The following is a 25243-nucleotide window of genomic DNA, read 5'->3' on the forward strand; positions in this document are numbered from 1 at the left end:
TCCTTATTCTGGTTGAATGGCATGTAATGTATTTGAGAAAATCGAGCGTTTGCGTTCCTTATCGATTTCCTTGTAGTAACTATATAAAATATCGACAATGACAAGTACTGGAAATTGCGGTGTAATTGCCGTTCCTTGTTCTAAGGCGTTCTTCATCGCAATCAGCACTAATTCGTCACAATCATGTTGCAGCTCTTCGCTCTTCTTAGATGTAATTAGAACGGTTTTGGCTCCTTGTTGTTTGGCAATATTCACGGCATTCACAACACTCTCATTGGCTGACACCGTAATTCCAATCACAAGGCAATCTTCATCGACTAATACGCGGTTCATGAGCATCGTATGTAAATCCGTAATCGCCTCGCAAATCATCCCGAGGCGCATAAACCTGAATTTCATCTCCAGCGCTGCTAGGCCTGAACTACCTTGCCCGTATATATACACGCGCTTGGCCTTACTGAGCATGTCGCACACATGAATCAGCTGTGCTTCATTGATGAGCGAGAAAGATTTCGTTAAGAGGTCTGCATAATCGTCTAACACAATCTTCGTTAAATCATTATGCAAGTTTGTCTCTTCTTGCTTCCCTTTTTGATAGTCATAAATAAACTGCCTATATCCTTTATACCCACACTTTTGAGCAAATCGTGTTAAAGATGGAATCGATACAAATAAACGTTTTGACACTTCTTGAGCAGATAACGATTCATTTTCCGGAATCACTCCTAGAAAATATTTGGCAATCGTTTTTTCAATCGGTGTCAAAGTATCATAAATCGATTCAATCATCGGTGCTACTTTTTTCTCAAATGACAACATAACCTTTTCCCCTTTGCATTGCTAGCTTCATTATAGCACAGGTTTAGGAAAAGATTTTGCCTTTTTTCAAAAAATAAAAGATGGACTGATTTTAGGGACCAGTCCATCTCAAAAGGTGTTTTTACTGACTAGTCGTCTACACCTAAAATTTCGTTAATATTGTTCTTGTAAAGAATTGCTTTCGCACCGTAAATGGCTTGAATACCACCTTTAACATCTAAAACATCTACTGCTCCGATATCTTTCAACGTTGCTTTATTTACTTTTTCAACGTCTTTAACAGATACACGTAAACGAGTGATACAAGCATCTACGTCTTCGATATTTTCTGCTCCACCTAGAGCTTCGATAATACGAACGCTATCTTGTTTCAAGCTGTCGCGTGTTTCAACAACTGGTTTGTCATCTGATTCTAAAGAATCTTCTAAACGACCTGGAGTTGCTACGTTAAATTGAGTGATGAACCATCTGAATACTACATAGTATAGACCACTCCAGATTAAACCAAATGGAATTTGTAATAACCAGTTTGTCTTATCGTTACCTTGTAATACCCCGAATAATGTGAAGTCGATAACCCCACCAGAGAATGTATTACCAATAGAGATATTAAGAATATCTGCGATGAAGAAACTTACCCCATCAAGGAATGCGTGAACAACATATAAAACTGGACTTACGAATAAGAACATGAATTCGATTGGTTCTGTAATACCAGTGATGAATGAAGTTAATGCAACCCCTAAGAATAAACCAGCGTATTTTTTACGACGATCTTTTGGTACACAGTGATACATTGCTAAGCAGGCTGCTGGAAGACCGAACATCATTGTTGAGAAACGACCAGCGAAGAAACGAGTTCCTTCAGTAAATAAACCTACGTGATTTGGATCTGCTAATTGAGCAAAGAAGATTTTTTGAGCCCCAGCAATTGTTTGACCAGCTACGACTTCCACTCCACCTAATTCTGTATACCAGAACATTGGATAAATCATATGGTGTAATCCGACTGCACCACATAGACGCATTAAGAATCCATATAAGAATGTACCAATAGGACCTGCTTGTGAGATATATCCACCAGTTGAAACTAATAATTGTTGGAATGGTGGCCATACTAAGAAGAAGATAGCCCCAACAAAGATAGAAGCAAATGATGTTACGATTGGAACAAAACGGCTACCACCGAAGAATCCAAGTACTTGTGGTAATTGAATATTGTTGTAGCGGTTATGTAACCAAACAGCGATTGCCCCTACTACGATAGCTCCGATAACCCCAGTATCAATAGAAGCATCTTTACCCATGTATAATCCTACAAGAGCTTTGATTGTAGCAGTCATTACTAAGTAACCAGTAACCCCAGCAAGTGCTGCAGTTCCTTTGTCACGTTTCGCTAAACCGATACAGAGACCAATACAGAGAAGAAGTGATAGATTTGCAAAGATAACTTCCCCAGCTTGGCTCATAACTTTAAAGATTGCTTGTAATACTTCGTTATTTAATACAGGATATGTTGCGACAGTTACCGGGTTAGATAAAGCTCCCCCGATTCCTAATAACAAACCTGCTGCCGGTAAAATGGCAATCGGCAACATAAAGGCCTTCCCTATTTTTTGTAAGACTTTAAACATATGGTTTTCCCCCTTAACTATAAATCAGTAATGTTTAATCTTTTTCTACTTGTTGAATCGCATCAACAAATTTTTTTGTGATGAGTTGTGGACGAGTAATCGCTGAACCGACAACGACACTATAGGCGCCTAACTCGAGCACACGTTTCACCTTTTCAGGTGTATCGATATTGCCTTCTGCAATAAGTGGATGTTTAATTCGCTCTAAAACTGTTCTCAAGATTTCAAAGTCATTTTCTTCAATTTTGTCGCCTTTACTTTGTTTTGTATATCCTACTAAAGTACTTCCGATAAAATCAAAACCGAGTTCATCAGCATGAATCATTTCCTCTACTGTAGAACAGTCTGCCATCAATAATTGATCTGGATATTTTGCTCTAATTTCATGATAGAAATCATCAAGCGTTTGTCCATTTGGTCGAGTAGATGTAGTGGCATCCAGAGCAATAATCTCTGGTTTCACTGTCATCAATTCGTCAATTTCTTTTATCGTAGCGGTAATAAAGACGTCGGCATCATCATAATCACGTTTAATAATTCCAATAACTGGTAAATCGACAGCCTCTTTAATCGCTTTGATGTCAATCACTGAATTGGCACGAATTCCTTTCGCTCCTCCTTCCTGTGCAGCAACTGCCATACGAGCCATAATATAATCACTATGTAATGGTTCATGCGGCAATGCTTGGCATGATACAATTAATTGACCTTGTAATCTCATAAACAGCCTCCTTCTATTTTTAGTAAAACCCTTACATTTTTAGTATACTCACCTTAGAAAACATTTTCAATATCACACTTATTTTTAGTAACTACTTTCAGAATCGGGTACAAATCACTGAACTATCACACTTTTATAGAAATTACTTTCATCAAAAAAGCCAATCTTGTATGAACAAGATTGGCTTTTCGTTACATTTTAATGAGTTGATGCTTGAACGCATAAATCGTTGCTTGCGTTCGGTCCTCTACTCCTAATTTTGAAAGAATATTCGATACGTGCGTCTTCACGGTCTTCAATGTGATAAACAACTCGTCTGCAATTTCTTGGTTGGATTTTCCTTGTGCGATTAAGAGTAACACTTCTAATTCACGCTGCGTTAAATCTTCGTGTAAGAAATGCTGTTGCTTCATTTGAATACGATTCACGAGTTTATCTGTCACTTGTGGCTCAAACACGCCATCACCATTATACGTATCTCGGATAGCTTTTGCGATTTGAGAAGCAGAAGCTGTTTTTAAGATATAGCTCTTTGCTCCGGCGTTGATGGCTGGAAACACCTTCTCATCATCAATAAAGCTCGTTAGGATGATAATTTTCGCTTCTGGCCACTTTTCAAGAATTTCCTTTGTCGCCTCAATGCCATCCATCTCAGGCATCACAAGGTCCATCAAGATAATATCTGGTTTTAAGGATAGTGCTTTTTCAACACCTTCTCGGCCATTTTTGGCTTCATCCATCACTTCGATGTCATCTTGCATCGATAGATACGAAGAAACGCCTAGTCGTACCATTTCGTGATCGTCTACTAGTAATACATTAATCATTGTTCATCCTCCATGTGACGACTGAGCGGAATCTTGATTTCAATTGTCGTTCCTTGATTTGGGAAGCTGACAATTCTCACCTGTCCACCGAGCCCTTGCACTCTTTCTTTCATATTATTAATTCCATAGCTTCCTGGAAGAATTTCCTCGCTATTAAATCCAACGCCATTATCCTCTATCTTAAAGAGAACCGTGGAGTCTAGTTGTCGTAAATACACTTCTAAAGTTGTTGCGTGTGAATGACGCAATGTATTCGATAGAAGTTCTTGGGCAATTCTGAAGAGATGGTCTTCGACGCCTTCAGGAAGTTTCACGTCTTCGATATCCCAATGAATCTTCATTTGTACTTTCGTTTGTAATTCGACGAGTAATCCTTCGATACCAGATTTCAACGATTTACTTTCTAGTGAAATTGGGCGTAAGTGAAGAAGCAATGCGCGCATCTCTGATTGTGCTTGAGAGAGAACATGTTCAATCATCTTCAATTGTTTTTGTTCCTTCTCATCAAACTTGTCGGCACGTTCGTTTAATGCAGAAATCATCATCATCGCCGCAAAGAGCTGCTGACTCACAGAATCATGTAATTCGCGAGCGATACGACGTCGTTCTTCTTGAATGACTTGTTCTTTTGTTTCAGTCCCTAAGAATTGCGGTTTGCTTCCTAATTGCTGTACTTCTAATGATAATTTTTCTAATCGTTCTGAAAGTGCAGCCGTTTGTTCGTAGAAATCATTTAAATCTACAACCGTTGCTTCCATAATCCAATTTGGGCTATCTTCTTCTTTTACAAGTCTATGCTTGGCCTTTTGAATCATGAGTAACTGCTCCCCGATTTTACGCTCAGCTTGACGATTTAAAATCAACATCGCGGCAGCTGTTACAAAACCAAAGAATAAAATCAATAATAGAAACAGTGTAATCGTCCCAAGAATTTCTTGAATACTTAATGTCTCTACTATTTCATAGCGAATCCATCTACGGAATAGGAATAGGAAAACGGTACTAATAAAGCTATACACTGCTGAATAAAGCATCCAGCTTTTAACGAGGCGTTGCTTCATGCTTCAATCACCTCAATTTTCCCAGCGACAATCGTTGTATAAATCTTAATCTTCTTCGTACTGCGATTGTATCCTGAACTATATAACTGAATAGATTCATTACTTAATGCGTATGTTTGTCCCTCAAATTCTACTTGACCTCCAAATGCATGATGGTGAATCATCACTCCTACCCCGTACGGTACTAGAATTCGAACACGGCCAAATCCTTTTCGAATGACGATCACATTTTCCTTCGCAGGAAGAATCGTGTTTCCTAAGTCGATAATGGTATCCCCAACAAGCTGTCCTGCATTGATATCATTCCACTCATATGGTTCGTTCCCCACTTCTTGATTTCCAAACCAATCATAACGATGGATTTCTCCAGGCGACGGTGTATCCTCGTGAGAGTCAACGAAAATATATTCTTGTCGGCCCTTTTTCGAAAACATTCCTGATAAAGAAGCAATAGAGAAATTATCTTTAGTAAAGAATAACAGGAGCAATGCCCCAATCATTCCAAGCCAAATACCAGCTGTAGATAGAAGCGGTAAAATGATAAAGAGTGCCCCAAAGCACATTCCACTATTTCTTAAAAATTTAACACGTCGAAAAACAATAAAACTGAACATTGTAATAGCGACCCCAATTGAAAAGAAGATGAAGAGGCCCAATTTTGAAGTCATTTCAATAGCGGAGACAATCACTCCCATTAATAGTACAATTAGTATTCGTTTCAGTTTATTCATCTTCTCACCTCCGTTACAGGTATTAGTATACCATCTTCTCACGTTCAATCCTATCATGAATCAAAAATGAATCCATCAGACTTAAGGATGAAATCCAACAAAAAAGAGCTAGGACATTTCCTAGCTCTTCTCTTCATTCAAATGAATCAATTACGCAGATTGAATATCAATAATTCTGATCTTCATTTCACCGCCTGGTGTTGGAATCACCACTTCTTCATTTAATTTTTTACCAATAATTCCTTTGGCAATTGGAGAGTCATTTGAAATCTTACCTTCAACTGGGTTTGCTTCTGCACTACCCACGATTGTGTAAGTTTCTTCGTCTCCATCTGGTAATTCGATAAACGTAATTTTTCTTCCTAGTGAAACAACATCTTTTTCTACATTGTTATCATCGATGATTTCCGCAAAACGAATCATTTTTTCTAACGTTGAAATACGTCCTTCTACGAATGCTTGCTCATCTTTAGCTGATTCATATTCAGAGTTTTCAGATAAGTCACCGTAGCTACGAGCAATTTTGATACGCTCTACGATTTCTTTACGTTTAACGACTTTTAATTCTTCTAATTCAGCTTCAAGTTTTGCTTTCCCTTCAAGCGTCATTGGAAATACTTTTTCAGTCATACGATTCTCCCCTATATCGTTTTTTTAGATTATCTCAATCTACAATGCTAAAACTTTAACATTTTATAACCGAGATTGCAAGTCTTATTTCAAATTTTAATTCGATTTTAAATATTTATCCCATAAAAAGCCCCTAGGATAAGCTTTCCTAGGGGTTAACAATTTAATTTAAATGAGATAAAATTGAAGCAATTTTTGTAGTCATTAAGTCAATCGCTACTGTATTTGAACCACCTTCAGGGATAATAATATCCGCGAATTTTTTTGTTGGTTCAATAAATTGGTGATGCATTGGTTTTACAACCGACATATATTGGTGAATGATTGAATCGAGTGTTCTCCCACGTTCCACCATGTCACGTTTAATACGGCGAATGATACGAATATCATCGTCAGTATCAACATACACCTTGATGTCCATCAAATCACGCAAGCGTTCATCTTCAAGAATAAGAATTCCTTCGATTAGGATAACATCTTTTGGTTCTTGATGGATTGTTTTATCGCTTCTAGTATGATTTTCGTAATCATACACGGGTTCTTCAATCGATTCAAAATTGATTAATTTATTCATATGTTCAATTAATAAATCTGTATCGAAAGCAAATGGGTGGTCATAGTTCGTTTTTAAACGTTCTTCAAACGGCATATGACTTTGATCTTTATAATAGTAGTCTTGATCAATTTTACAAATCGTTAAATCTGGAAAGTTCTCCAAAATTTTACGACTCACACTTGTTTTCCCACTCCCAGAGCCACCTGTAACTCCGATAACGATTGGCTTTTTCTTTTCCATGACCTACTCCTTATTATCAATATACTTAGCTTTTAACTCTAAATGTTCCTCATACGTTTTCGCATAGTAGATTTCTTTTGTATGAATATCTGCTAGGAAGTATAAGTAATCTGTCTTCTCTGGTTCCATCGCTGCAACGATAGCATCCTCACTTGGGCTGTTATATGGTCCAGGACCTACGCCATAGTTTTGATATAAGTTATATGGAGAATCTACTTCTAAATCTTCTAAAGAAAGAGCTTCTTTGTGTTCGCCTAACGCGTATTGAACAGATACGTCTGTTTGAAGCTTCATATTTTCTTTAATACGGTTATGGAATACGCTAGAGATTTTCTTACGATCCTCTAGTTTAGACCCTTCTTTTTCGATTAAAGAAGCCAGTGCCATAGTTTCTTGTAAAGTATAGTCACTTGCTAAAATCTTATCGTAGTATTTCGACATGACTTCATCTGTTTTAGCAACCATTTCAGTAATTAACATTTGAAGTGTTTTTGAGTCGTTCATATCGTATGTCGCTGGGAATAAGTATCCTTCAAGCACATATTTTACTTGGTAACCGTTATATGATTGAGTCAATAATTTCGGGAATTTCTGAACTAAATAACGTAAGAAGTCTTCGTCTTGAACTTTTGCCATGAAATCTTCGGCAGAGTATTTTGTAGATTTCTCAACTTCTTTAGCGATTTCTGTTAATTGTTCCCCTTCACGAATCAGAACTTTAGTCGCGTTTTGATCTTTATCTTTTCCTTGACCAGAAAGTTCCGCGATAATTTCGTCGAGTGTCATACTTTTAGAAACATGGTACAATCCTGATTTAAATCCAGAAACGTTTTTGAATTTCAAATAGAAATTAAAGAGTTTCGAATTACGGATAATCCCTTCTTTTTCAAGTGCTTTTGATACTTCTTTGACAGATGCGCCTTGTTCAATTTCAAATGAAACAAGTTCTGTTTGAGCTGTATCAACTGGTTGTGTTTCTCCTTTAATGTAATTCCAAGTAAAGAATCCCCCTACTAGGACAATTACTAAAAGTGCAATTATAAAATATTTCATTATCTTTTTGATAATAGAAGTTTCCTTTTTACGAATATCACGTTTCGTATCCGTATCAGAAATTAAGGAATGTTTTTTATGTTCTTCTTGAGACATTGTCTTCCCCCTTAAATTGGCATCAAATGATACCCATAGTTGTAGTTATTATACCTCATTCTTATTGAAAATTGAAGAAAGTCAATCAAAAAGAGTGCCCCTGCAACAAAAAAAGCTTGAGGTTTCCCCCAAGCTCTATTGTTGATTATAAATCTTCTTCAGCTAAAAATGTGTTTAATACTTCTTCAACCATATCCCATTCAGCTTCTGTTTCGATTGGGTTTAATTGGCCGTCAGTACCATCTTCGCCTTCAACATATGAGAATGCTTGTAATTCTACTTCTTCTCCTTCAGGAATTCCTGCTGGATAGCATAATACATATGATTTATTGAAATCATCTGATTCGAAAGTGAATAATACTTCGTGTAAAATTTCGTTTCCTTCTTCGTCGATGATTGTAATATGTTCGTGACCTTCGTGGCCTTCTAAGTGATCATGTTCATGATCGTGATCGTGATGTTCTGTCATTTTCTTTCCTCTTTCCTTTGTTATTGATTTCCATTTAAATCTAAATAGTTTTGCAAAATCATGACTGCAGCTAGCATATCAATGACTTGTTTGCGTTTCTTTCTTGAAACATTACCCTCTTCGACAAGCATTCGTTCCGCCTGCATCGTCGTGAGTCTTTCGTCATGATAGACGATTGGAATTTCTAGTCGTTTCTCTAGGCTTGCACCATAACGACGGGACGCCTCTACACGTGGTCCTTCCGTATTATTCATGTTCTTTGGTAGACCGATGACGATTTTTTCAACGCCATACTCTTCCACTAACTCGACAACACGTTTGAACCCGAATTCTGAAGCATTCTCATTAATCGGAATTGTTTCAACCCCTTGAGCAGTCCAGCCCATTAAATCACTAACGGCAACGCCCACAGTTTTACTTCCGACATCTAATCCCATTAATCTCATACTAGGCATCTCTTCCTGTTGAGCGGATATAATGTCTAATGAGTTCTTCCAAAATCTCATCTCTTTCGTGGCGACGAATTAGGTTACGTGCATCACGATGTCTTGGAATATAAGCTGGGTCTCCAGATAACAAATATCCTACGATTTGATTAATCGAACTATATCCCTTCTCATTCAACGCATCATAAACGATGGTTAATGTTTCTTGAACGGTTTTTTCGTCCTTTTCATTAAATTTAAATAGGACTGTTTCATCTATTGAACTCATAGCGACACCTCATTTCAATATATATACCTATTCTACAAGATTTTGGATGAAACTACAATTGATACTTACCGATTCTTAACATTTAGAAAGCCTTTCCTTTGCTTTAAAATCAAAAACCTTCCATAGGACTCTCTTCAAATCCCATGGAAGGTTTCATTTTGCATTACATTATTTAGCTAAATATTCTTTAAGCAATTCGAATGCTTGTGGAATACCTGCAGGGTTCTTACCACCTGCTTGAGCCATATCAGGACGGCCTCCGCCTCCACCTTGGATCGCTGGAGCAATCGCCTTAATGATATCGCCTGCTTTTAATCCTTTTGCATTAGCATCTTTCGATACAGCTACTAAAAGGTTCGCTTTATCAGAAGAAGCAGTACCTACTACGAAGATATCGCTAGCGCCTTTTTGTCTCCATGTATCTGCTAATTGACGTAATTCATCCATTTCTTTATTTTCAAGAGCTACAGTGATGAATGAAGTTCCGTTTACTTCTTCGACATTATTGAAGACATCTGCAACTTCAGCTTTCATGATTTTCGCTTTTAGTTTCGCAATTTCGCCATTTGCTTCTTTCAATTCTTGGCCTAAAGTAGCTACACGTTCTACCACTGTATCTAATTGGATAGCTTTCACTTCACCAGCTACTTGTTTTAATAAGTTTTCGTGATGGCTTAATAAGTCAAAAGCTTCTTTACTTGTCACAGCTTCGATACGACGAACGCCTGCACCGATACCAGATTCAGAAACAATCTTGAACAATCCGATTTCTTGAGTGTTCGCCACATGGATACCACCACAAAGTTCGATTGACCAGTCTCCAATGTTGACCATACGAACTAATTTACCGTATTTTTCACCAAAGAGTGCCATTGCCCCGCGGCTCTTCGCATCTTCAAGTGTTGTTTCAACAGTAATGACTTCTAAACCAGCCCAGATTTTTTCGTTTACGATACGTTCCATTTCAGCTAATTCTTCAGCAGTAACTTGTCCAAAGTGACTGAAGTCGAAACGTAAACCAGTTGGTGTTACAAGAGAACCAGCTTGGTTTGCGTGAGTTCCTAGAACATCTTTCAATGCTTGGTGTAATAAGTGAGTTGCTGTGTGGTTTTTGATGATTTTTGCACGTTCAGATGCATCAACCACTAATGTGTAAGTTGCGTTTACTTGTAAGTCGCCTAACACTTCAACAGTGTGTAATGGTTGTCCATTAGGAGCTTTCTTCACTTGTAAGACATTCGCTACAACTGTACCGCTGGCATCTTGGATTGTACCGTGGTCTGCTAATTGTCCACCCATTTCAGCATAGAATGGTGTACGGTCGAATACTAATTGAGCATGAGCATCTTTATGTGCAGATTCTACTAATTCATCATCGACAACAATCGCTTTTAACACGCCTTCTTCAGTTGTTGAAGCATATCCAACGAATTCACTTTCTACAGTGATATCACGTAATACTGCAGATTGTACGTTCATTGATGTTTCTGTATTACGAGCAGCACGCGCACGGTCTTTTTGTGCTTGCATCTCTGCTTGGAATCCTTCTTCATCGACTGTGAAACCATTGTCGCTTGCGTATTCTAATGTTAATTCATATGGGAATCCATAAGTATCATATAGTTTGAACGCATTTTCGCCAGAAAGTGTTGTTTCGTTTGCTTCTTTCATATCTGCAAAAATAGTTTCTAAAATTGCTAAACCATCGTGAATTGTTTCTTGGAAACGATCCTCTTCGTTGGCAATCACTTTTTGAATGAATTCCATGTTTTCAGTTACTTCTGGATAGTAGCTGTGCATAATTTGAGCAACCGTTGGAACTAATTTAGTTAAGAATGAACCTTGAATTCCTAAACGTTGTCCGTGCATTACTGAACGACGGATTAAACGACGGATGATATATCCACGACCTTCGTTTGAAGGAAGCGCGCCGTCGCCAATCGCAAAGCTTACTGCACGAATGTGGTCAGCGATAACTTTGAATGATACATCAGTTTCTTTAGATTCATTGTATTTCTTACCATCGCTTAAGCCTTCTAATTGCTTAATAATTGGCATAAATAAGTCTGTTTCGAAGTTTGTTGGTGTATCTTGGATAACAGAAACGACACGTTCAAGACCCATCCCCGTATCGACGTTCTTATGTGGTAATGGTGGGTATGAACCGTCTGGCATATGGTTGAATTGAGAGAATACTAAATTCCAAATTTCTAAGTAACGTTCGTTTTCTCCACCAGGATAGTTTTCTGGATCATCTTCTGCTAAGTTATTATATTTTTCTCCACGGTCGTAGAAAATCTCAGTATCTGGACCACATGGGCCTGCACCGATATCCCAGAAGTTATCTTCAACTGGAATGATATGATCTTCAGGAAGACCTACTTTATCCATCCATAATGATTTTGTTTCTGGATCTTTTGGATAGTAAGTAACGTATAGACGATTTGGATCAAGACCTAACCATTTTTCGCTTGTTAGGAATTCCCATGCCCATGGAATTACTTCTTCTTTGAAGTAGTCCCCGATAGAGAAGTTCCCCATCATTTCGAATAGTGTATGGTGACGCGCTGTGTGCCCTACGTTTTCGATGTCGTTTGTACGAATACTCTTTTGAGCATTTGTAATACGTGGAACTTCCGGTGTTTCCGTTCCATCGAAGTATTTCTTAAGAGTAGCAACCCCTGAGTTAATCCATAATAATGTTGGATCGTTTACAGGAATTAAGCTCGCACTTGGTTGAACCTTATGTCCTTTTTCTTGGAAGAAATCAAGGTACATTTGACGAATTTCGCTACTTGATAATTTTTTCATCTTCATTCTCCTTCTTTTTGTAAATAAAAAAACTGCCCCATTGCTGCAAGGGCGTCCTACCGCGGTACCACCTTGCTTACAATGAAACAGCTGTTCATTCATCTCTAATTCCGATAACGCTGGAAAGGCGTTTGTATTTCTACAAAGTTTTCAATCGGGAGCACGATTTTGATGGCTATTTTCACCAGACAAGCCTCTCTAATAAGTAAAATCTCAATCCGATTGCTTACCTTTAGAAGTATACGAAAAGCGCCTAGTTTTGTCAACTATTCGCAAGTCCTTCTTCTTTTAATGGAAGGTGTAAATACACTTTCGTATAGGCATTAGGCTCAGATTCAATTTCCATCGAAAAAGCTTCTCCAAAAAAGAGCGTCAATCGTTCTTTGATATTCTTAATACCAACTCCACCAAGTTCTTTGGTGCTCGTTGTATTTTCTTTGATTCCTACCCCATTATCCGCAATACAAATATCTATAAAAGTATCTCTTTTATACACAGTAAGCGTAATTTTCCCAGGGCGTTCTGACTCTTTAATGCCGTGATAGATTGCATTTTCTACGAGTGGCTGCAAAACGATTTTTGGAAGCTTGATATCAGGAATATCATCAGGTTCATCAATCTCATATTCCAATTTATCTCCATATCGTTCCTTTTGAATAAACAAGTATTGACGGACATGCTCGATTTCTTGGCGTAAGGTCACTATTTCTTCTCCTGCATTCAAGGAAAGTCTAAAGTAATTAGAGAGCGCCTTCGTAATGTCTACTACCTTTTGATGGTCTTGAAACTCTGCCATCCAAATAATGGTATCCAGCGTATTATACAAGAAGTGCGGATTAATTTGACTTGTTAACGCCTTTAATTCATAGATGCGGGTCAATGCTTCTTGCTCTTTTTCTTCCTTCATTAAAGTCTCGATTCTCTCGAGCATCTGATTAAAGGTACCTGCTAGCGCTTGGAATTCTTGAGCTCCTTTTTGTTCTGCTCGAATGGTCGTATCGCCTTCTTCTACTCGTCTCATCACTTGCCCTAGTTTTTTAACAGGTAGTAATTGATAACGAATCAATGTAAAAATACCCAACATACAAATAAGCAAGCTAAGCACTCCAACAACACTGACAATCCCAAGTAGTTTTACAGAGTCTTCTTTAAACCGACTAAATGAGCTAACACCTACTAAGATCCAATCGCTATTTTCAATAGGGCTTTTATGAACAAAAAAATCATCAGACACCATTGAATCCATCGGACTATTGGATATTTCTTGTACCGACATTTGCTTATCAACTGACTCGAAAGCCTCCGAATCCGGATGATAAATAAGTGTACCGTCCTTTTGAATGACAAAGGCATACCCATTTTCCCCTAGAGAAAGTTCTTTCACATATTTTTCTAGTTCGTGATAATCCACATCTAAGCGGATAACGCCGAGATTTTCTCCTGCGTTGCTTTTCACTTCCTGACTAATAGAAATCACGATTTGATTATTTTGATTCTTGATAGACTGAATGATTGGGACATTCGAGTGTTCTAGAGCATCTTGATACCATTTTTGGGCCATCATATCCGCTGAAGTCACCATTTCCTCTTCCATACCGGTCGTAATTAATCTTCCATCTTTTGTCACCAATCGTATCGATACGAAATCAGGATGACTCTTCAACATTGTCTCAAGCCATTCATGGATTGCTGCTTCATTTTCTGCTCCTGTTTGACTGGCAAAGTCCTTAATCGCCTGCGACTGTGATAAAGATCTTGAAGTAGATTTTAAATTCGAAACGTACTGTTCAATATATTTGGAACTTGTATCAATCTCATGAATGGTATGGTCTTCTACTTCACGATGAAAAACCTCGCTACTTTTTATAAAATAGAAACTTCCAATTAAAACGACCATGGCAAAAAGCATGATACTTAAATAGGCAAATAATCTTGTTGCAAGGGACTGTTTTTTCATATTTTTGCCCCACTTCTAAAACTTTTAGGGGAAACGCCAACAATCGACTTGAATCGATAAGAGAAATAGTTCATATCTTCTATTCCAACGGCTAAAGCCACCTCATAAATCTTCATGTCGGTTGATAATAAGAGACGCTTTGCTCTTTGAATCCGTTGCTGAGTCACATACTCTTGAAAGGACATTCCAAGTTCTTTTTTGATTAAAAGGCTAAGGTAGTTTGTACTGAATCCTAATTGCTTTGCAAGTTCACCTAGCGCTAAATTTGGATTAGATAATTGCTCTAAAATCAACTTCTCGAAATGCTGAGTTCCCGAAGAGGCGTCCTCTTCACCTGCTAATGCCAATAGTTCTCGTTGGCGCTTTTCTTCGTTTAGTTTGGCTACAACTTTTACCAATAAAGCTTCGATTTCTGATTTCGTCACTGGCTTTAAAATATAGTCTTCTACTCCAATTTTCACTGCTGATAATAAATAATCTACATAATCATACCCCGTTAAGAAGATAATTCTCATTTGCGGATATTCTGTTCTTACCAACTGTGCAAGAGTAATGCCATCCATTTTCGGCATATTAATATCTGTCAGTAAAATATCCGGCGCTTCTTCTCGTATTTTTTGCAGCGCTTGCTCCCCATTTTCTACTTCATGAACCGTTGAAATTCCCAGTGATTCAAAATCAATTAAGGAAGCAATCCCTCTACGAATAATTGGTTCATCTTCAACTATTAAGATTGAATACATCTTATTCCCCTCCTTTCTCCATTATACTTCTATTTATAACGGTTTTAAATCCATTTTTCACTAAAAAAGTGCTTCTCTAAAGAAGAATAACTTAGAGAAGCACTGAGTGGTTATTTGACGAAATCAATTAAATAACCATATCCCTTTGATTCCATCTCATTGAGTGGGATAAATTTGATGGAAGCACTATTGATACAAAAACGAAGTCCGCCTTTTTCTTTTGGACCATCTTCAAAAACATGTCCAAGGTGTGAATCGGCTACCCTACTTCGAACTTCAACACGTTTCATATTAAAGCTAGTATCCTCATGATAGGTCACAACTTCTGAAGAAATTGGTTTTGAAAAACTTGGCCAGCCGCAGCCAGAATCGAATTTATCTTTGGAAGAAAAGAGCGGTTCTCCTGTAACTACATCTACATAAATTCCTTGTTCATGATTATCCCAATATTCATTTGAAAATGCTCTTTCCGTTTTATTTTCACGAGTAACTGCATATTGTTCTTTTGTGAGTGTCGCTTTTAGAGTCTCTTCGTCAGGTAGTGGATAAAGACTTGCATCAATTACAGGATCATTAGCCTTTTTAACGTCAATGTGGCAATATCCATTCGGATTCTTTTTCAAGTAATCTTGATGATAATCCTCTGCTACAACGAAATTTTTTAAAGGTTCCGTTTCAACGGCTAATTTCTTACCAAAGGATTCTTCTTTTTCCTTCATGACTTGTTGAATAATGGCACTATCTGCCTCATCAACATAGTAAATACCCGTGCGATATTGTCTTCCTGTGTCATTTCCCTGTTTATTCACAGAAAATGGATCAATGACTCTAAAGTAATAGAGCAATAACTCGCGTAGGGAAATCTTATCAGCATCATAAGTAACATGAATCGTTTCCGCATGGTCTGTATCATGAATGAGCTTATAATTGGTTGTTTCAACCTTTCCATTCGCGTATCCACTCACAACATCAATAACACCATTAATTCTGGAAAAGTATTCTTCTAATCCCCAAAAACATCCACCTGCTAAATATATTTCTTTCATATGTTCACCTTCCTTTTTCATTTCACCAGTAGTACTATCTGATTCAATTAGTTTGGTCACCTTATTTGAGATTTCATCAGCCTTTGAATCCTTTGCAAAGGTACTTCCTTTGGCAAAATAAGCCAATCCTAAAAGAATGATGACAACGGCAAAGAGTGTAACCACTAATTTTTTATCCATAGAAAATTCTCCTTTCTTATAGGCTTTCTAACGTTTTTACGATATCGTCATTAGAAACATGTCCTGGTTGAACTCTGACAACTTTTCCATTGGCATCGATAAATGCTGAGGTTGGATATCCCACGACTCCAAGTTTCTTCAAGAATTGACCGTCTTTATCTACGAGTACTGGTAATGAATGGTAGTCTACCCCCATAAACCATTCTTTGAAGTCCTCTAAAGATTTTTCGCGGTTCACACCAGGTGCAATGACTGTAAGAATCACTGAATCTTTTGGTGGCATTTCAGAAAGTTGAGTAATGTCCGCTAGTCCAGATAGACAAATTGGGCACCATGAAGCCCAGAACTTCAAATAAACTTTTTTCCCTTTATAGTCTGCTAGTGAAACTTGTTTCCCATCTAAAGTTGTAAAGGTAGACTGTGTCATATCGTCCATTTCTCCCATCTTTTTGTCCATCTTCTCATCTTTTGAACTCATGTTATCCATCTTCTCATCTTTTGAACTCATGTTATCCATTTTATCCATTTTTTCACCACTCATTGAGCTCATCATTTCTGTGGTTTCTTTCATGTCTTTAGTATCCATTCCCATTTGTGAATTTTGACAAGCGCCTAAAAGCAATGTACTAAATAATGCAATCATCAATTTTGTTTTCATCTTCATTCCTCCTAATTTTTAATGGAAAACTTGTGACAGTTGAGAAAAGATAATCGATGCTCCCATCATAACAATCACGAGTCCTCCAATTTTTTTAAGTAATAATAATCGTTTCTTAGCAAGATTAAACCATTTAAACGCTACGGTTGAAGCAGCAGATAAGATTAAAAACGGAATAGCCAAGCCTAATATATATAAGCAAAGTAAGAAAATACCATAAGTGCTACTGGCTTGTTGCGTGGAGATAAGCGTTAGGACCGCGCTTAGTACTGGTCCCACACAAGGTGTCCATCCGAAGCTGAAGCTGAGTCCTAATAAGTAACTACTCCAAAGCGATTTTTTATCTTTGATTTCAAACTGAACTGTTTTCTGTTTTTGTAAAAATAGTAAATGGAACAGTTCCATTTGGTGCAATCCCAATAGCACAATCACGACTCCCAGTGTGATATTAAACCAAGGATTGTAAATCAGGCTTCCTAATGCAGTTGCCGCAAATCCTAAGAAGAAAAAGACTGTTGAAATGCCTGCAATAAAGATGACAGTTCGAATCATTGGCTTCCAATAGATCTCTAATTTCCCAATCTTCAGGTGAGGCCCTTCTTGTTCACTCATTAAAACACCAAAATAGACTGGAAAGAGCGGTAGCACGCACGGAGAAAAAAACGAGAATAAGCCCGCTAAAAATACGCTTCCCCATAATACAAAATCCATAAAATCCCTCCTTCATTTGTAACTTTATTATACTTCTGGAAGAATCGTAAAAATATAGATTTTCCACACATAAAACTTGATTATGATACGATGATACAAAAGAAAACAAAAAAGCCACGTGGGTTTTCACCCACGTGGCTTAATTAGTTACTCTATTAGAAGAATAAGCTATTATTCTTTTCTGATTGATAGTTTTGACGGACACGGTTACCTGCACCTGGTTCCACTTGTTCTAACGCTGACTCAATAATTTGTAATGATTCATCGTATTTGAATGTGTGGTTGAATAGGTCAAGCGCACGACCAATCGCTGTTTCGATTTCAGGATGTGATAAACGGTAACGGTTCGCATGTTGAATCATATACTCCGTTAATTGTGCATTATCAACAATTTGTTCTGTGAAGATATCTAATTTTTCAACATCTTCTTCGATCACATTGTTTGCCGCATTAATTTCGTTCATATCTAGTTTCACACGATCCATCTTTTGCCATAATTGCTCAATACGGTTACTTGTTGCAAAGAACAATTCTAAGTACTCTTTTGGAAGACCTGGTAAGTGGTACTTCTCAATCGTACGTTTCATATTACGTAAGTCTAATTCGAAGACATCTAATCCGTCGCGAATCGCTTTTTCTTGGCTACGTAAATCAGATAATGTATTTACTAAATCGGTTTGATCTTCATCAATACTGTTTAATTTTTCAAGAACGAGTTCGTAATGTTCTTTCACTACTGAATAAGGCACTTGATGGTTTTCCATCGCCTTGCTGTAGTATTGAACGGCTTCTTGTTCTTTTTCTAATTGCTCAGCAAACTCTTGTACACGAACGAATTCGTTATTTGACAAGATATAGTTTTGAGAAACACGGTCAACTTCGATATTCACATAACGGTTGCTTTGTAATACTTGGTTCAAGCGTTTTTCAACTTGAGCTTTGTTACGGTATACAAATTCACGTGCCTCAATTTCAGCTTCCATCACATCGTAAAGTTGGTCGATTTCACGAGCCACTTTATCTAATTGTTGACGAGCTTCTTCTAATTCTGTAGCAGCGATATGTCCACGTGCCACTTCAATTGTCTTTTCAATCTTTTCAATTTCTTCAGGAATTGAAATTTTAGAGAATTGGTAATGCTCTTCGACCATACGAGCATATCCTTGTTTCAAGTCTTCTACTTGTTCATTGTACTCTGTTTCGATTTCTTTTAAGAATTGAGGAACTTGTTCAACGATTGACTCAAATTCTTTCATTTCGTTTTCGATACGTCCAAGTACTTCTTTGGCTTCTAAATGGTCGCCTTCGTTTGTTAATGTATTAAATTTCGCGAAGTCTAATTCTAAATAAGCTAAACGTTTTTCTAACGTTTCTAACGCTTCGCCGAATGAGAAACTATGTGCTAATAAGTCTTTACGCATTGAAGCATAGCGTTCTTGTAATAAGTCTAGCTCCGCGCGGTTTTGTTTTTCACTATCCAATAATTTTTGTAATGCTGAGTAAATTTTATCGACTTCAGCTTTTGTTTCTTCAATCAAGTTTTCAGCTTGTTGTGTCACTTGATTTCCTTTGATGAAGTTTAATTTTTGGATATATTGTTCTGCACTGACTAATGCAGCTTCGATTTCAGGGAATCGGAATCGTGTGATTGTTTGCCATGTAGCTTGCCATGTTTCGTACGTTCTCTTTGTTTGACCTGTTAAGTTCAAGTTTTTCAAAGTATAGAACGTGTCCGCAATTGGCACGGCCATTAACTTATCCTTTTTCTCTGTTAATTCTTCAATTACTTTAGTTTGTTTCTTTGTCATGAATATTGCTGTTGCATAACCTGCGGCACCGAGTACCACAATTAGCAATAGAAAGATTACAAATCCCATGCTATAGCCTCCAAATATATATATTTACAGTTTTCACACATAATATCATTAGTAGTATAGCACGTTTTATAGCGATTTAGCAAAAAACTTCAAGGGTTTACGTTAATTTTTTGTTACTAGTACTTTGCATTTGTAATTTTCTGAAATCAAAAGAAAAAGGAGAACGGAAATCCGTTCTCCTAATCACTTACGCTTATTTAATTAATTCGTAAATCGCTTCTGCGTAAATTGCAGCTGATCGGAATAAATCTTCTAATGCGAAGAATTCATTTGCTTGGTGCATTGTATCGATTGAGTCTGGGAATAGCGCACCATACGCTACACCACGTTCAAAGATACGTCCGTATGTTCCACCACCGATTGATTGTTCGTGTGCAGGTAATCCTGTTTGACGGTGATATACATCTAATAATGTTGATACTAATTTATCTTCTGGTGATACATAGTGAGGAACTTGTGCTTTACCGTGAGCAACAGTGAAACCATATCCTGAAGCCACAACTTCTGTCTTAATTTCAAGACCTTCTGCAGTAACGCCTAATGGATAACGGAAGTTTACTACGGCTACCCCACCTAATTCAGGTGTGTAAGTGAAGATTCCGGCATTAGCTGTCAATGGTCCCATCACTTCATGGTTGTAGTCCACTTTCAAGTTTTTACCATCAGTATCTTCGTGTAATACTTCAGCAGCAAATGCTAAGTATTTCTTCGCGTTGCCTTTGAAGTTGAATTGGTTTAAGAATTTAGCTAAGTGAGTTCCAGCATTGATTCCTTTATCTGGAGTAGATCCGTGTGCTGATTTACCAACAACGTCTAAGATAACTTTGCCGTCTAATACTTGAGCACTACCTTCAACAGGATTTGCAGCAACATATGCCAAGAAGCGGTCAACCACTTCATCTGCATTTGGAACAACGATTTCCGCATGAGCATCTTGAGGAACCATGTTTTCACGTAATCCTGCGTCGAAGCTTAATAATTGGTAGTCGCCTTCTGCAGCTCCACCAGGAATATCATAGTGTAATGAAAGAATTCCTTTTTCACCATTGATGATTGGGAATGTTGCGTCTGGTGAGAAACCAAAGTCTGGCATTTCTTCTGTTTGGAAGTAACGGTCCATACATTTCCAACCTGATTCTTCGTCTGTTCCGATAATGAAACGAACACGTTTTGAAACTGGTAATCCTAATTCTTTGATAATTTTTAATGCGTAGTATGCTGCCATACTTGGTCCTTTATCATCACTTGAACCACGCGCATAAATACGGTCATTAATAATTTGTGGCTCGAATGGATCTGTATCCCATCCAGTTCCTACTGGAACAACGTCCACGTGACCTAAAACTCCAAGAGTTTCTTTATAGTCTGGATTTGGTGCAAATTCGATGTGTCCTGCTAAGTTTCCAACTTGTTTTGTTGTGAATCCATCACGTTCACCGATTGCTAAGAATGCTTCTAGCGCTTCTTTAGGTCCAGGACCTACTGGTGCATCCTCTGTCGCTTTAGAATCATCACGCACACTGTCGATACGTAATAATGTGAATAAATCTTTTAATAGATCTTCTTTACGAAGTTCTACTTCTTTTTTCCAATCAATTGTCATCCAATCGCTCCAATCTCTATCAAGTAGATTCAATAGTCTTATCTTACCATTTTTATAAAAGGATGAAAAGCGGTTAAACCCTTTCTATAACAAATAAAAGCCTAGGATTTCTCCTAAGCTTTCGTTATTCATTCATCATTAATGATTGTAATTCTTCTTCGGTTAAGGGTCTGCTCTCTCCTAACGTGAGGCTCTCATCTAACTTGAGTGGCCCCATCGTGAGTCGCTGTAAATCCACAACAGTTTTCCCGCAGGCTTTGACCATTCGTTTGACCTGATGGAATTTTCCTTCTTTCAAATGAATCTGAACAATCGATTCATCCTGCGCCACACTAAGAATACCCAGACGCGCTGGCATACACTCCGTTCCATCCGATAACACTATGCCCTTCTCAAAAGCAGCGGCATCTTCCTCTGTCATCACGCCTTCGACTCTTGCTTGGTAGATTTTGGTGACATGTTTCTTCGGTGAAAGAAGACGGTGTGCCAACTCTCCATCATTTGTCAAAAGCAATAATCCGTGCGTATCGATATCTAAACGCCCTACTGGGAAAACTCCCTTTTTAAAATAAAGTGGATCGATTAAATCCAGTACTGTTTTATGAAGATTATCTTCTGTCGCACTAACGACTCCCTTAGGCTTATTCATCATAATATAGACGAATTCTTCGTATTGAATCTTTTCGCCATCAAACAGAATCTCATCCGTTTCAAGATTCACTTGAACTTTCCCATTGTTTACGACTTTACCATTGACGGTAATTCGTTTTGCCTTTAATAAAGATTTGACCTCGGAACGAGTTCCAAGGCCACAATCTGCTAAGCATTTATCTAATCTCATTATTTCATCCTCAATTTACGACGAATACCACCGACGCGAGCGCCAAGCATTTCATCAGCTAATCGATTCTTCAAGGTAATTAGTCCGTAAGTCGCCGCTCCGACAAAACCTACAACCGCAACTGCAATTAACGCACGAACTTTACCACCGATTGGCATTACATGTTTAATCGCATAAAGAGTCAGTGCTGAAGTAATGGCCATCGCAAGAGAAGCAAGAAGCACTTGCCCAAATTTCTTCAATACGTAATTCAAATCGAATCGTGTAATACGAAGAACGTGACGGCACATATAAAGTGTTGCGACAAAGTACGCTACTGAGCTGGCAATTAACGGACCTGCTCCACCAAGGAAGTAAATCATCATTGGTTGCCATAGCAATTTAATAAGCACTGTAAATCCTAATGCTTTAATCGCAATAATGTGTTGTTCCATTGATTGTAGGATGTATGTGAACGTTACGAATAATCCTAAGAACACACACATGATACATGAAACCATTAATAAATACGTTCCTGTTGGGTCTGGTGAATAGAACACATTATAAATCGGCTCTGATACAATCGCCATTCCGACAGAAGCTGGAATCATAATGTATGCAAATAATCCAAGGTTGTTCGCAATGACGCGTTTCACTTCTTCACGGTCATTCACTGAATAATGAGCCGCAAGCAGAGGCAATGCCGCTGTTGAGATACTCATCGCTAGCGAAATCACAATCATAATAACCTTATTCGCATTAAATCCAAATAAAGTAATCAGTTCTTTTCCTTCTTCAAACGAGAAGTTCGTAAAGATTGGAACCAGACGTTGGAATGTTTCTTGGTCAATCAAGCTGATGATTTGAATACTTGAAGTTACTAATACGAAAGGTAAAGCTTCACGCATTACTTCAAAAATAATTTTCCAGAAACTTAATGGACGTTCAGGGCGCCCTTCTTCCATTAATTCCATCATGCCTTTATGGTCACGGAACATCTTATATGCTAAGTATAAGAATGCGATAACCGCACCGACAAAGGCCGCAAATGTAGAATGGGCTACAGCAAGAACATAACCGCCAGAAACAATACGCATTACAAAATACGTAAGTCCTAACATATACAAGATACGGACAACTTGTTCCCATAATTGAGATTTCGCAGAAGCAGCCATTTCATTGTACCCTTGATAGTATCCACGCATTAAGCTAAGCGGTGGAATAATGAGTACCGCAGGCGTTAGCGAACGAATGACCATAATACTGTCCGCGACTTCTTCAGGAGTAGCTCCTTTTGCAAAAAGTGGCGCTGCAAAATACATTCCCACCGCAAAGACCACTCCAAGGAATGTCATAAAGAGCATCGTACCTTTGAACAAGCGCCAACTTGTTTTATAGTCTCTTCTTGCTTGGTTATCCGCTACGATTTTAGAAATCGCAACAGGAATCCCTGCCGTTGATATTTGTAATACTAAAGCATAAATATTATAGGCGATAAAATATAGGTAGTTCGCATTATCCCTATCCGCACCCATCCACATTCCCCAAGGGATGATATATAGTGCTCCAAGCAATCTTGAGACGATATTCCCGATCGTTAACCAAGATGAACTTTCCAAGAGAATTTGTTGCGAATTTTTCTGATTTCGAATTTTATCACTCAGGCCTACATAAGGCTTTCTTTTAAACATATATTGAAAAATCCTCTTTCTTAAATTATACCAACCATAAGAGTACATTATTTTAATGTAAAATGCTAGCAATCTTATGAAACCTTAAGCAGTTAGTAAACTTTGCATAAAAAAAGAACCGAACTGAATGATATGTACCCCCTTTACTGGACAAACCAGTAAAGGGGGTATTTATTATGCGTTACTCATTCGAATTCAAAATGAAATGTGTCGAATTATATCGGAAAGGAACATGGGTAGAAACTCCTGAAAATGTTATGCAAGAGAGTTTTAGAAGAAAAATATTGAATTGGGATAAAATTGAAAAGATTCATGGTCCTAAAGGATTGGAGCGTGTCAAAAAACAAAGAAATTGGACGGTAGATGAAAAATTGACATTTGTTTTACAGGTTTTAAATGGGAAAGCTCTATCAGAGGTTGCTTTTCCAGCGGGAATAAGTGTCGGATTATTAGGTTCTTGGGTTCACAAGTATAAAACTTATGGATATAATGGTTTAAAGAATAAGAAAAGACGACGACCATTATCTAAGGAGCCTATTATGAATAAAAAAGATGTGCCTGATAACCTTTCAGAATCCGAACGAGAAGAATTAGTTAGATTACGTAAACGAAATGCATATTTAGAAGCTGAAATTGCTGTTATAAAAAAACTGAGAGCCTTGAGAAAAGAACAGGAAGCTGCGCTTCTCAAGGCGAGAAAGCAGCGGTCATCAAAGAATTACGAGAAATAGGATACCAACTAAAACATCTTCTTAAAGCGATGAAAATGGCGAAATCTACTTACTATTTTGAATTGAATAGAGTTGATGCTGTGGCTGAGAAAAATGGTGTTTTATTATCAGAAATCAAAAAAATATTTCATGAAAATAAAGGTAGATATGGCGTAAGAAGAATTTACCAAGAACTTTGCCGGAGAGGTCACGTTGTTAATCATAAAAGAGTTCAACGTCTTATGCATATAAATGGATTGTTTGGAAAACGCCCTAAAGAGAAATACCATTCTTATCAAGGCAATGTTGGGAAAGTTGCTGATAATATTATTAACAGAGATTTTACGGCCGATAGGCCACTTCAAAAATGGAGTACAGATGTATCTCAATTCACTTTTCCTTGGGGAAAATGTTTCTTTTCTCCAATTTTAGATATGTCTACTAATGAAATAATCTCCTATGATCTTTCTCTAAGTCCCAACTTAGAACAGATTCAAAGGATGTTAAATAAAGCTTTCAAAAAATTCCCTAATGTAAATGGATTGATTCTCCATTCTGATCAAGGTTGGCAATATCAACACGCATTTTATCAACAGTCATTAAAAGAACGAGGAATTATTCAATCAATGTCTCGAAAAGGAAATTGTTATGATAATTGCATTATAGAAACGTTTTTCGCCAGAATGAAAAACGAAATGTTCTATGGTTTGGAAAAGCAATATTCTACCTTTAAGGAATTTCAAACGGCAGTTAAAGATTATATAGATTATTACAATAACAAAAGAATTCAAGAAAAAACAAAATGGATGTCCCCTGTTCAATACAGGGAAACATCCATGCGTTCAGCTTAATTATTAATGTGTCCAGGATTCTGGGTACATATCA

24 protein-coding genes are annotated in these 25243 nt (G+C 37.6%); 2 read left to right on the top strand and 22 right to left on the bottom strand.

Annotation, left to right across the window (positions count from 1 at the left end; all coding sequences use genetic code 11):
- Positions 1 to 3 precede the first annotated feature (3 nt).
- From ADH02_RS03870 to ADH02_RS03975, 22 genes are all read right to left on the bottom strand, one after another.
- Complete coding sequence (locus ADH02_RS03870) at positions 4 to 819, bottom strand: MurR/RpiR family transcriptional regulator (RefSeq protein ID WP_048782736.1); 816 nt, start codon at positions 817 to 819, stop codon at positions 4 to 6.
- Between the two features lie 128 nt (positions 820 to 947).
- A complete protein-coding gene (locus ADH02_RS03875) occupies positions 948 to 2453 on the bottom strand; it encodes a PTS transporter subunit EIIC (protein ID WP_048710959.1) in 1506 nt (501 codons plus the stop codon).
- A 34-nt stretch (positions 2454 to 2487) separates the two neighbouring features.
- The gene (locus ADH02_RS03880; protein ID WP_275043191.1) at positions 2488 to 3180 is read right to left on the bottom strand and encodes an N-acetylmannosamine-6-phosphate 2-epimerase; all 693 of its coding nucleotides are present in this window, start codon (positions 3178 to 3180) and stop codon (positions 2488 to 2490) included.
- 185 nt (positions 3181 to 3365) lie between these two features.
- Positions 3366 to 4001, bottom strand: a complete 636-nt coding sequence (locus ADH02_RS03885) for a response regulator transcription factor (protein WP_048710961.1) — start codon at positions 3999 to 4001, stop codon at positions 3366 to 3368.
- A complete protein-coding gene (locus tag ADH02_RS03890) occupies positions 3998 to 5062 on the bottom strand; it encodes a sensor histidine kinase (protein ID WP_053091395.1) in 1065 nt (354 codons plus the stop codon). The genes ADH02_RS03885 and ADH02_RS03890 overlap by 4 nt, the downstream gene beginning before the upstream one ends.
- A complete protein-coding gene (gene liaF / locus ADH02_RS03895; protein WP_048782741.1) occupies positions 5059 to 5793 on the bottom strand; it encodes a cell wall-active antibiotics response protein LiaF in 735 nt (244 codons plus the stop codon). Before liaF ends, ADH02_RS03890 begins: the two co-directional genes overlap by 4 nt.
- A gap of 150 nt (positions 5794 to 5943) precedes the next feature.
- Entirely contained in the window at positions 5944 to 6423 is a 480-nt protein-coding gene (gene greA, locus ADH02_RS03900; protein ID WP_048710963.1) for a transcription elongation factor GreA, read from the bottom strand.
- Positions 6424 to 6586: 163 nt separating this feature from the next.
- Positions 6587 to 7219 (bottom strand): uridine kinase, encoded by a 633-nt coding sequence (gene udk / locus ADH02_RS03905; RefSeq protein WP_048710964.1) that lies wholly within the window; start codon positions 7217 to 7219, stop codon positions 6587 to 6589.
- 3 nt (positions 7220 to 7222) lie between these two features.
- The gene (mltG, locus tag ADH02_RS03910) at positions 7223 to 8368 is read right to left on the bottom strand and encodes an endolytic transglycosylase MltG (RefSeq protein ID WP_048782743.1); all 1146 of its coding nucleotides are present in this window, start codon (positions 8366 to 8368) and stop codon (positions 7223 to 7225) included.
- 145 nt (positions 8369 to 8513) lie between these two features.
- Entirely contained in the window at positions 8514 to 8837 is a 324-nt protein-coding gene (locus ADH02_RS03915) for a DUF1292 domain-containing protein (protein ID WP_048710966.1), read from the bottom strand.
- 20 nt (positions 8838 to 8857) lie between these two features.
- A complete protein-coding gene (gene ruvX, locus ADH02_RS03920; protein ID WP_048710967.1) occupies positions 8858 to 9283 on the bottom strand; it encodes a Holliday junction resolvase RuvX in 426 nt (141 codons plus the stop codon).
- Between the two features lies 1 nt (position 9284).
- Entirely contained in the window at positions 9285 to 9551 is a 267-nt protein-coding gene (locus ADH02_RS03925) for an IreB family regulatory phosphoprotein (protein WP_048710968.1), read from the bottom strand.
- A gap of 168 nt (positions 9552 to 9719) precedes the next feature.
- Entirely contained in the window at positions 9720 to 12362 is a 2643-nt protein-coding gene (alaS, locus tag ADH02_RS03930; protein ID WP_048782746.1) for an alanine--tRNA ligase, read from the bottom strand.
- Between the two features lie 262 nt (positions 12363 to 12624).
- Positions 12625 to 14319 (bottom strand): cache domain-containing sensor histidine kinase, encoded by a 1695-nt coding sequence (locus tag ADH02_RS03935; RefSeq protein WP_048782747.1) that lies wholly within the window; start codon positions 14317 to 14319, stop codon positions 12625 to 12627.
- On the bottom strand, positions 14316 to 15062 hold the full coding sequence (locus ADH02_RS03940; protein WP_048782748.1) for a response regulator transcription factor: 747 nt from the start codon (positions 15060 to 15062) through the stop codon (positions 14316 to 14318). Before ADH02_RS03940 ends, ADH02_RS03935 begins: the two co-directional genes overlap by 4 nt.
- A gap of 110 nt (positions 15063 to 15172) precedes the next feature.
- Entirely contained in the window at positions 15173 to 16288 is a 1116-nt protein-coding gene (gene msrB, locus ADH02_RS03945) for a peptide-methionine (R)-S-oxide reductase MsrB (RefSeq protein WP_048782749.1), read from the bottom strand.
- Between the two features lie 16 nt (positions 16289 to 16304).
- Positions 16305 to 16946: a redoxin family protein gene (locus ADH02_RS03950; RefSeq protein WP_048782750.1), complete on the bottom strand. Its 642-nt coding sequence runs from the start codon at positions 16944 to 16946 to the stop codon at positions 16305 to 16307.
- 18 nt (positions 16947 to 16964) lie between these two features.
- Positions 16965 to 17657 carry a cytochrome c biogenesis CcdA family protein gene (locus ADH02_RS03955; protein WP_048782751.1) on the bottom strand — a complete coding sequence of 231 codons (693 nt, stop codon included), beginning with the start codon at positions 17655 to 17657 and terminating at the stop codon, positions 16965 to 16967.
- Positions 17658 to 17812: 155 nt separating this feature from the next.
- Entirely contained in the window at positions 17813 to 19534 is a 1722-nt protein-coding gene (locus ADH02_RS03960) for a septation ring formation regulator EzrA (protein WP_048782753.1), read from the bottom strand.
- 193 nt (positions 19535 to 19727) lie between these two features.
- Positions 19728 to 21137, bottom strand: a complete 1410-nt coding sequence (gene pepV, locus ADH02_RS03965) for a dipeptidase PepV (RefSeq protein ID WP_048782755.1) — start codon at positions 21135 to 21137, stop codon at positions 19728 to 19730.
- Positions 21138 to 21261: 124 nt separating this feature from the next.
- Entirely contained in the window at positions 21262 to 21978 is a 717-nt protein-coding gene (locus ADH02_RS03970) for a pseudouridine synthase (RefSeq protein WP_048782757.1), read from the bottom strand.
- Complete coding sequence (locus ADH02_RS03975; RefSeq protein WP_065427010.1) at positions 21978 to 23648, bottom strand: putative polysaccharide biosynthesis protein; 1671 nt, start codon at positions 23646 to 23648, stop codon at positions 21978 to 21980. The genes ADH02_RS03970 and ADH02_RS03975 overlap by 1 nt, the downstream gene beginning before the upstream one ends.
- A 176-nt stretch (positions 23649 to 23824) precedes the next feature.
- On the opposite strand from ADH02_RS03975, the gene ADH02_RS03980 reads away from it, so the two are divergent.
- Positions 23825 to 24379: a helix-turn-helix domain-containing protein gene (locus ADH02_RS03980; RefSeq protein WP_048782316.1), complete on the top strand. Its 555-nt coding sequence runs from the start codon at positions 23825 to 23827 to the stop codon at positions 24377 to 24379.
- A complete protein-coding gene (locus ADH02_RS03985; RefSeq protein WP_239681719.1) occupies positions 24358 to 25209 on the top strand; it encodes an IS3 family transposase in 852 nt (283 codons plus the stop codon). The genes ADH02_RS03980 and ADH02_RS03985 overlap by 22 nt, the downstream gene beginning before the upstream one ends.
- Positions 25210 to 25243: the final 34 nt, after the last annotated feature.

The organism is Streptococcus sp. 263_SSPC (assembly GCF_001071995.1).
Taxonomy (GTDB): domain Bacteria; phylum Bacillota; class Bacilli; order Lactobacillales; family Aerococcaceae; genus Granulicatella.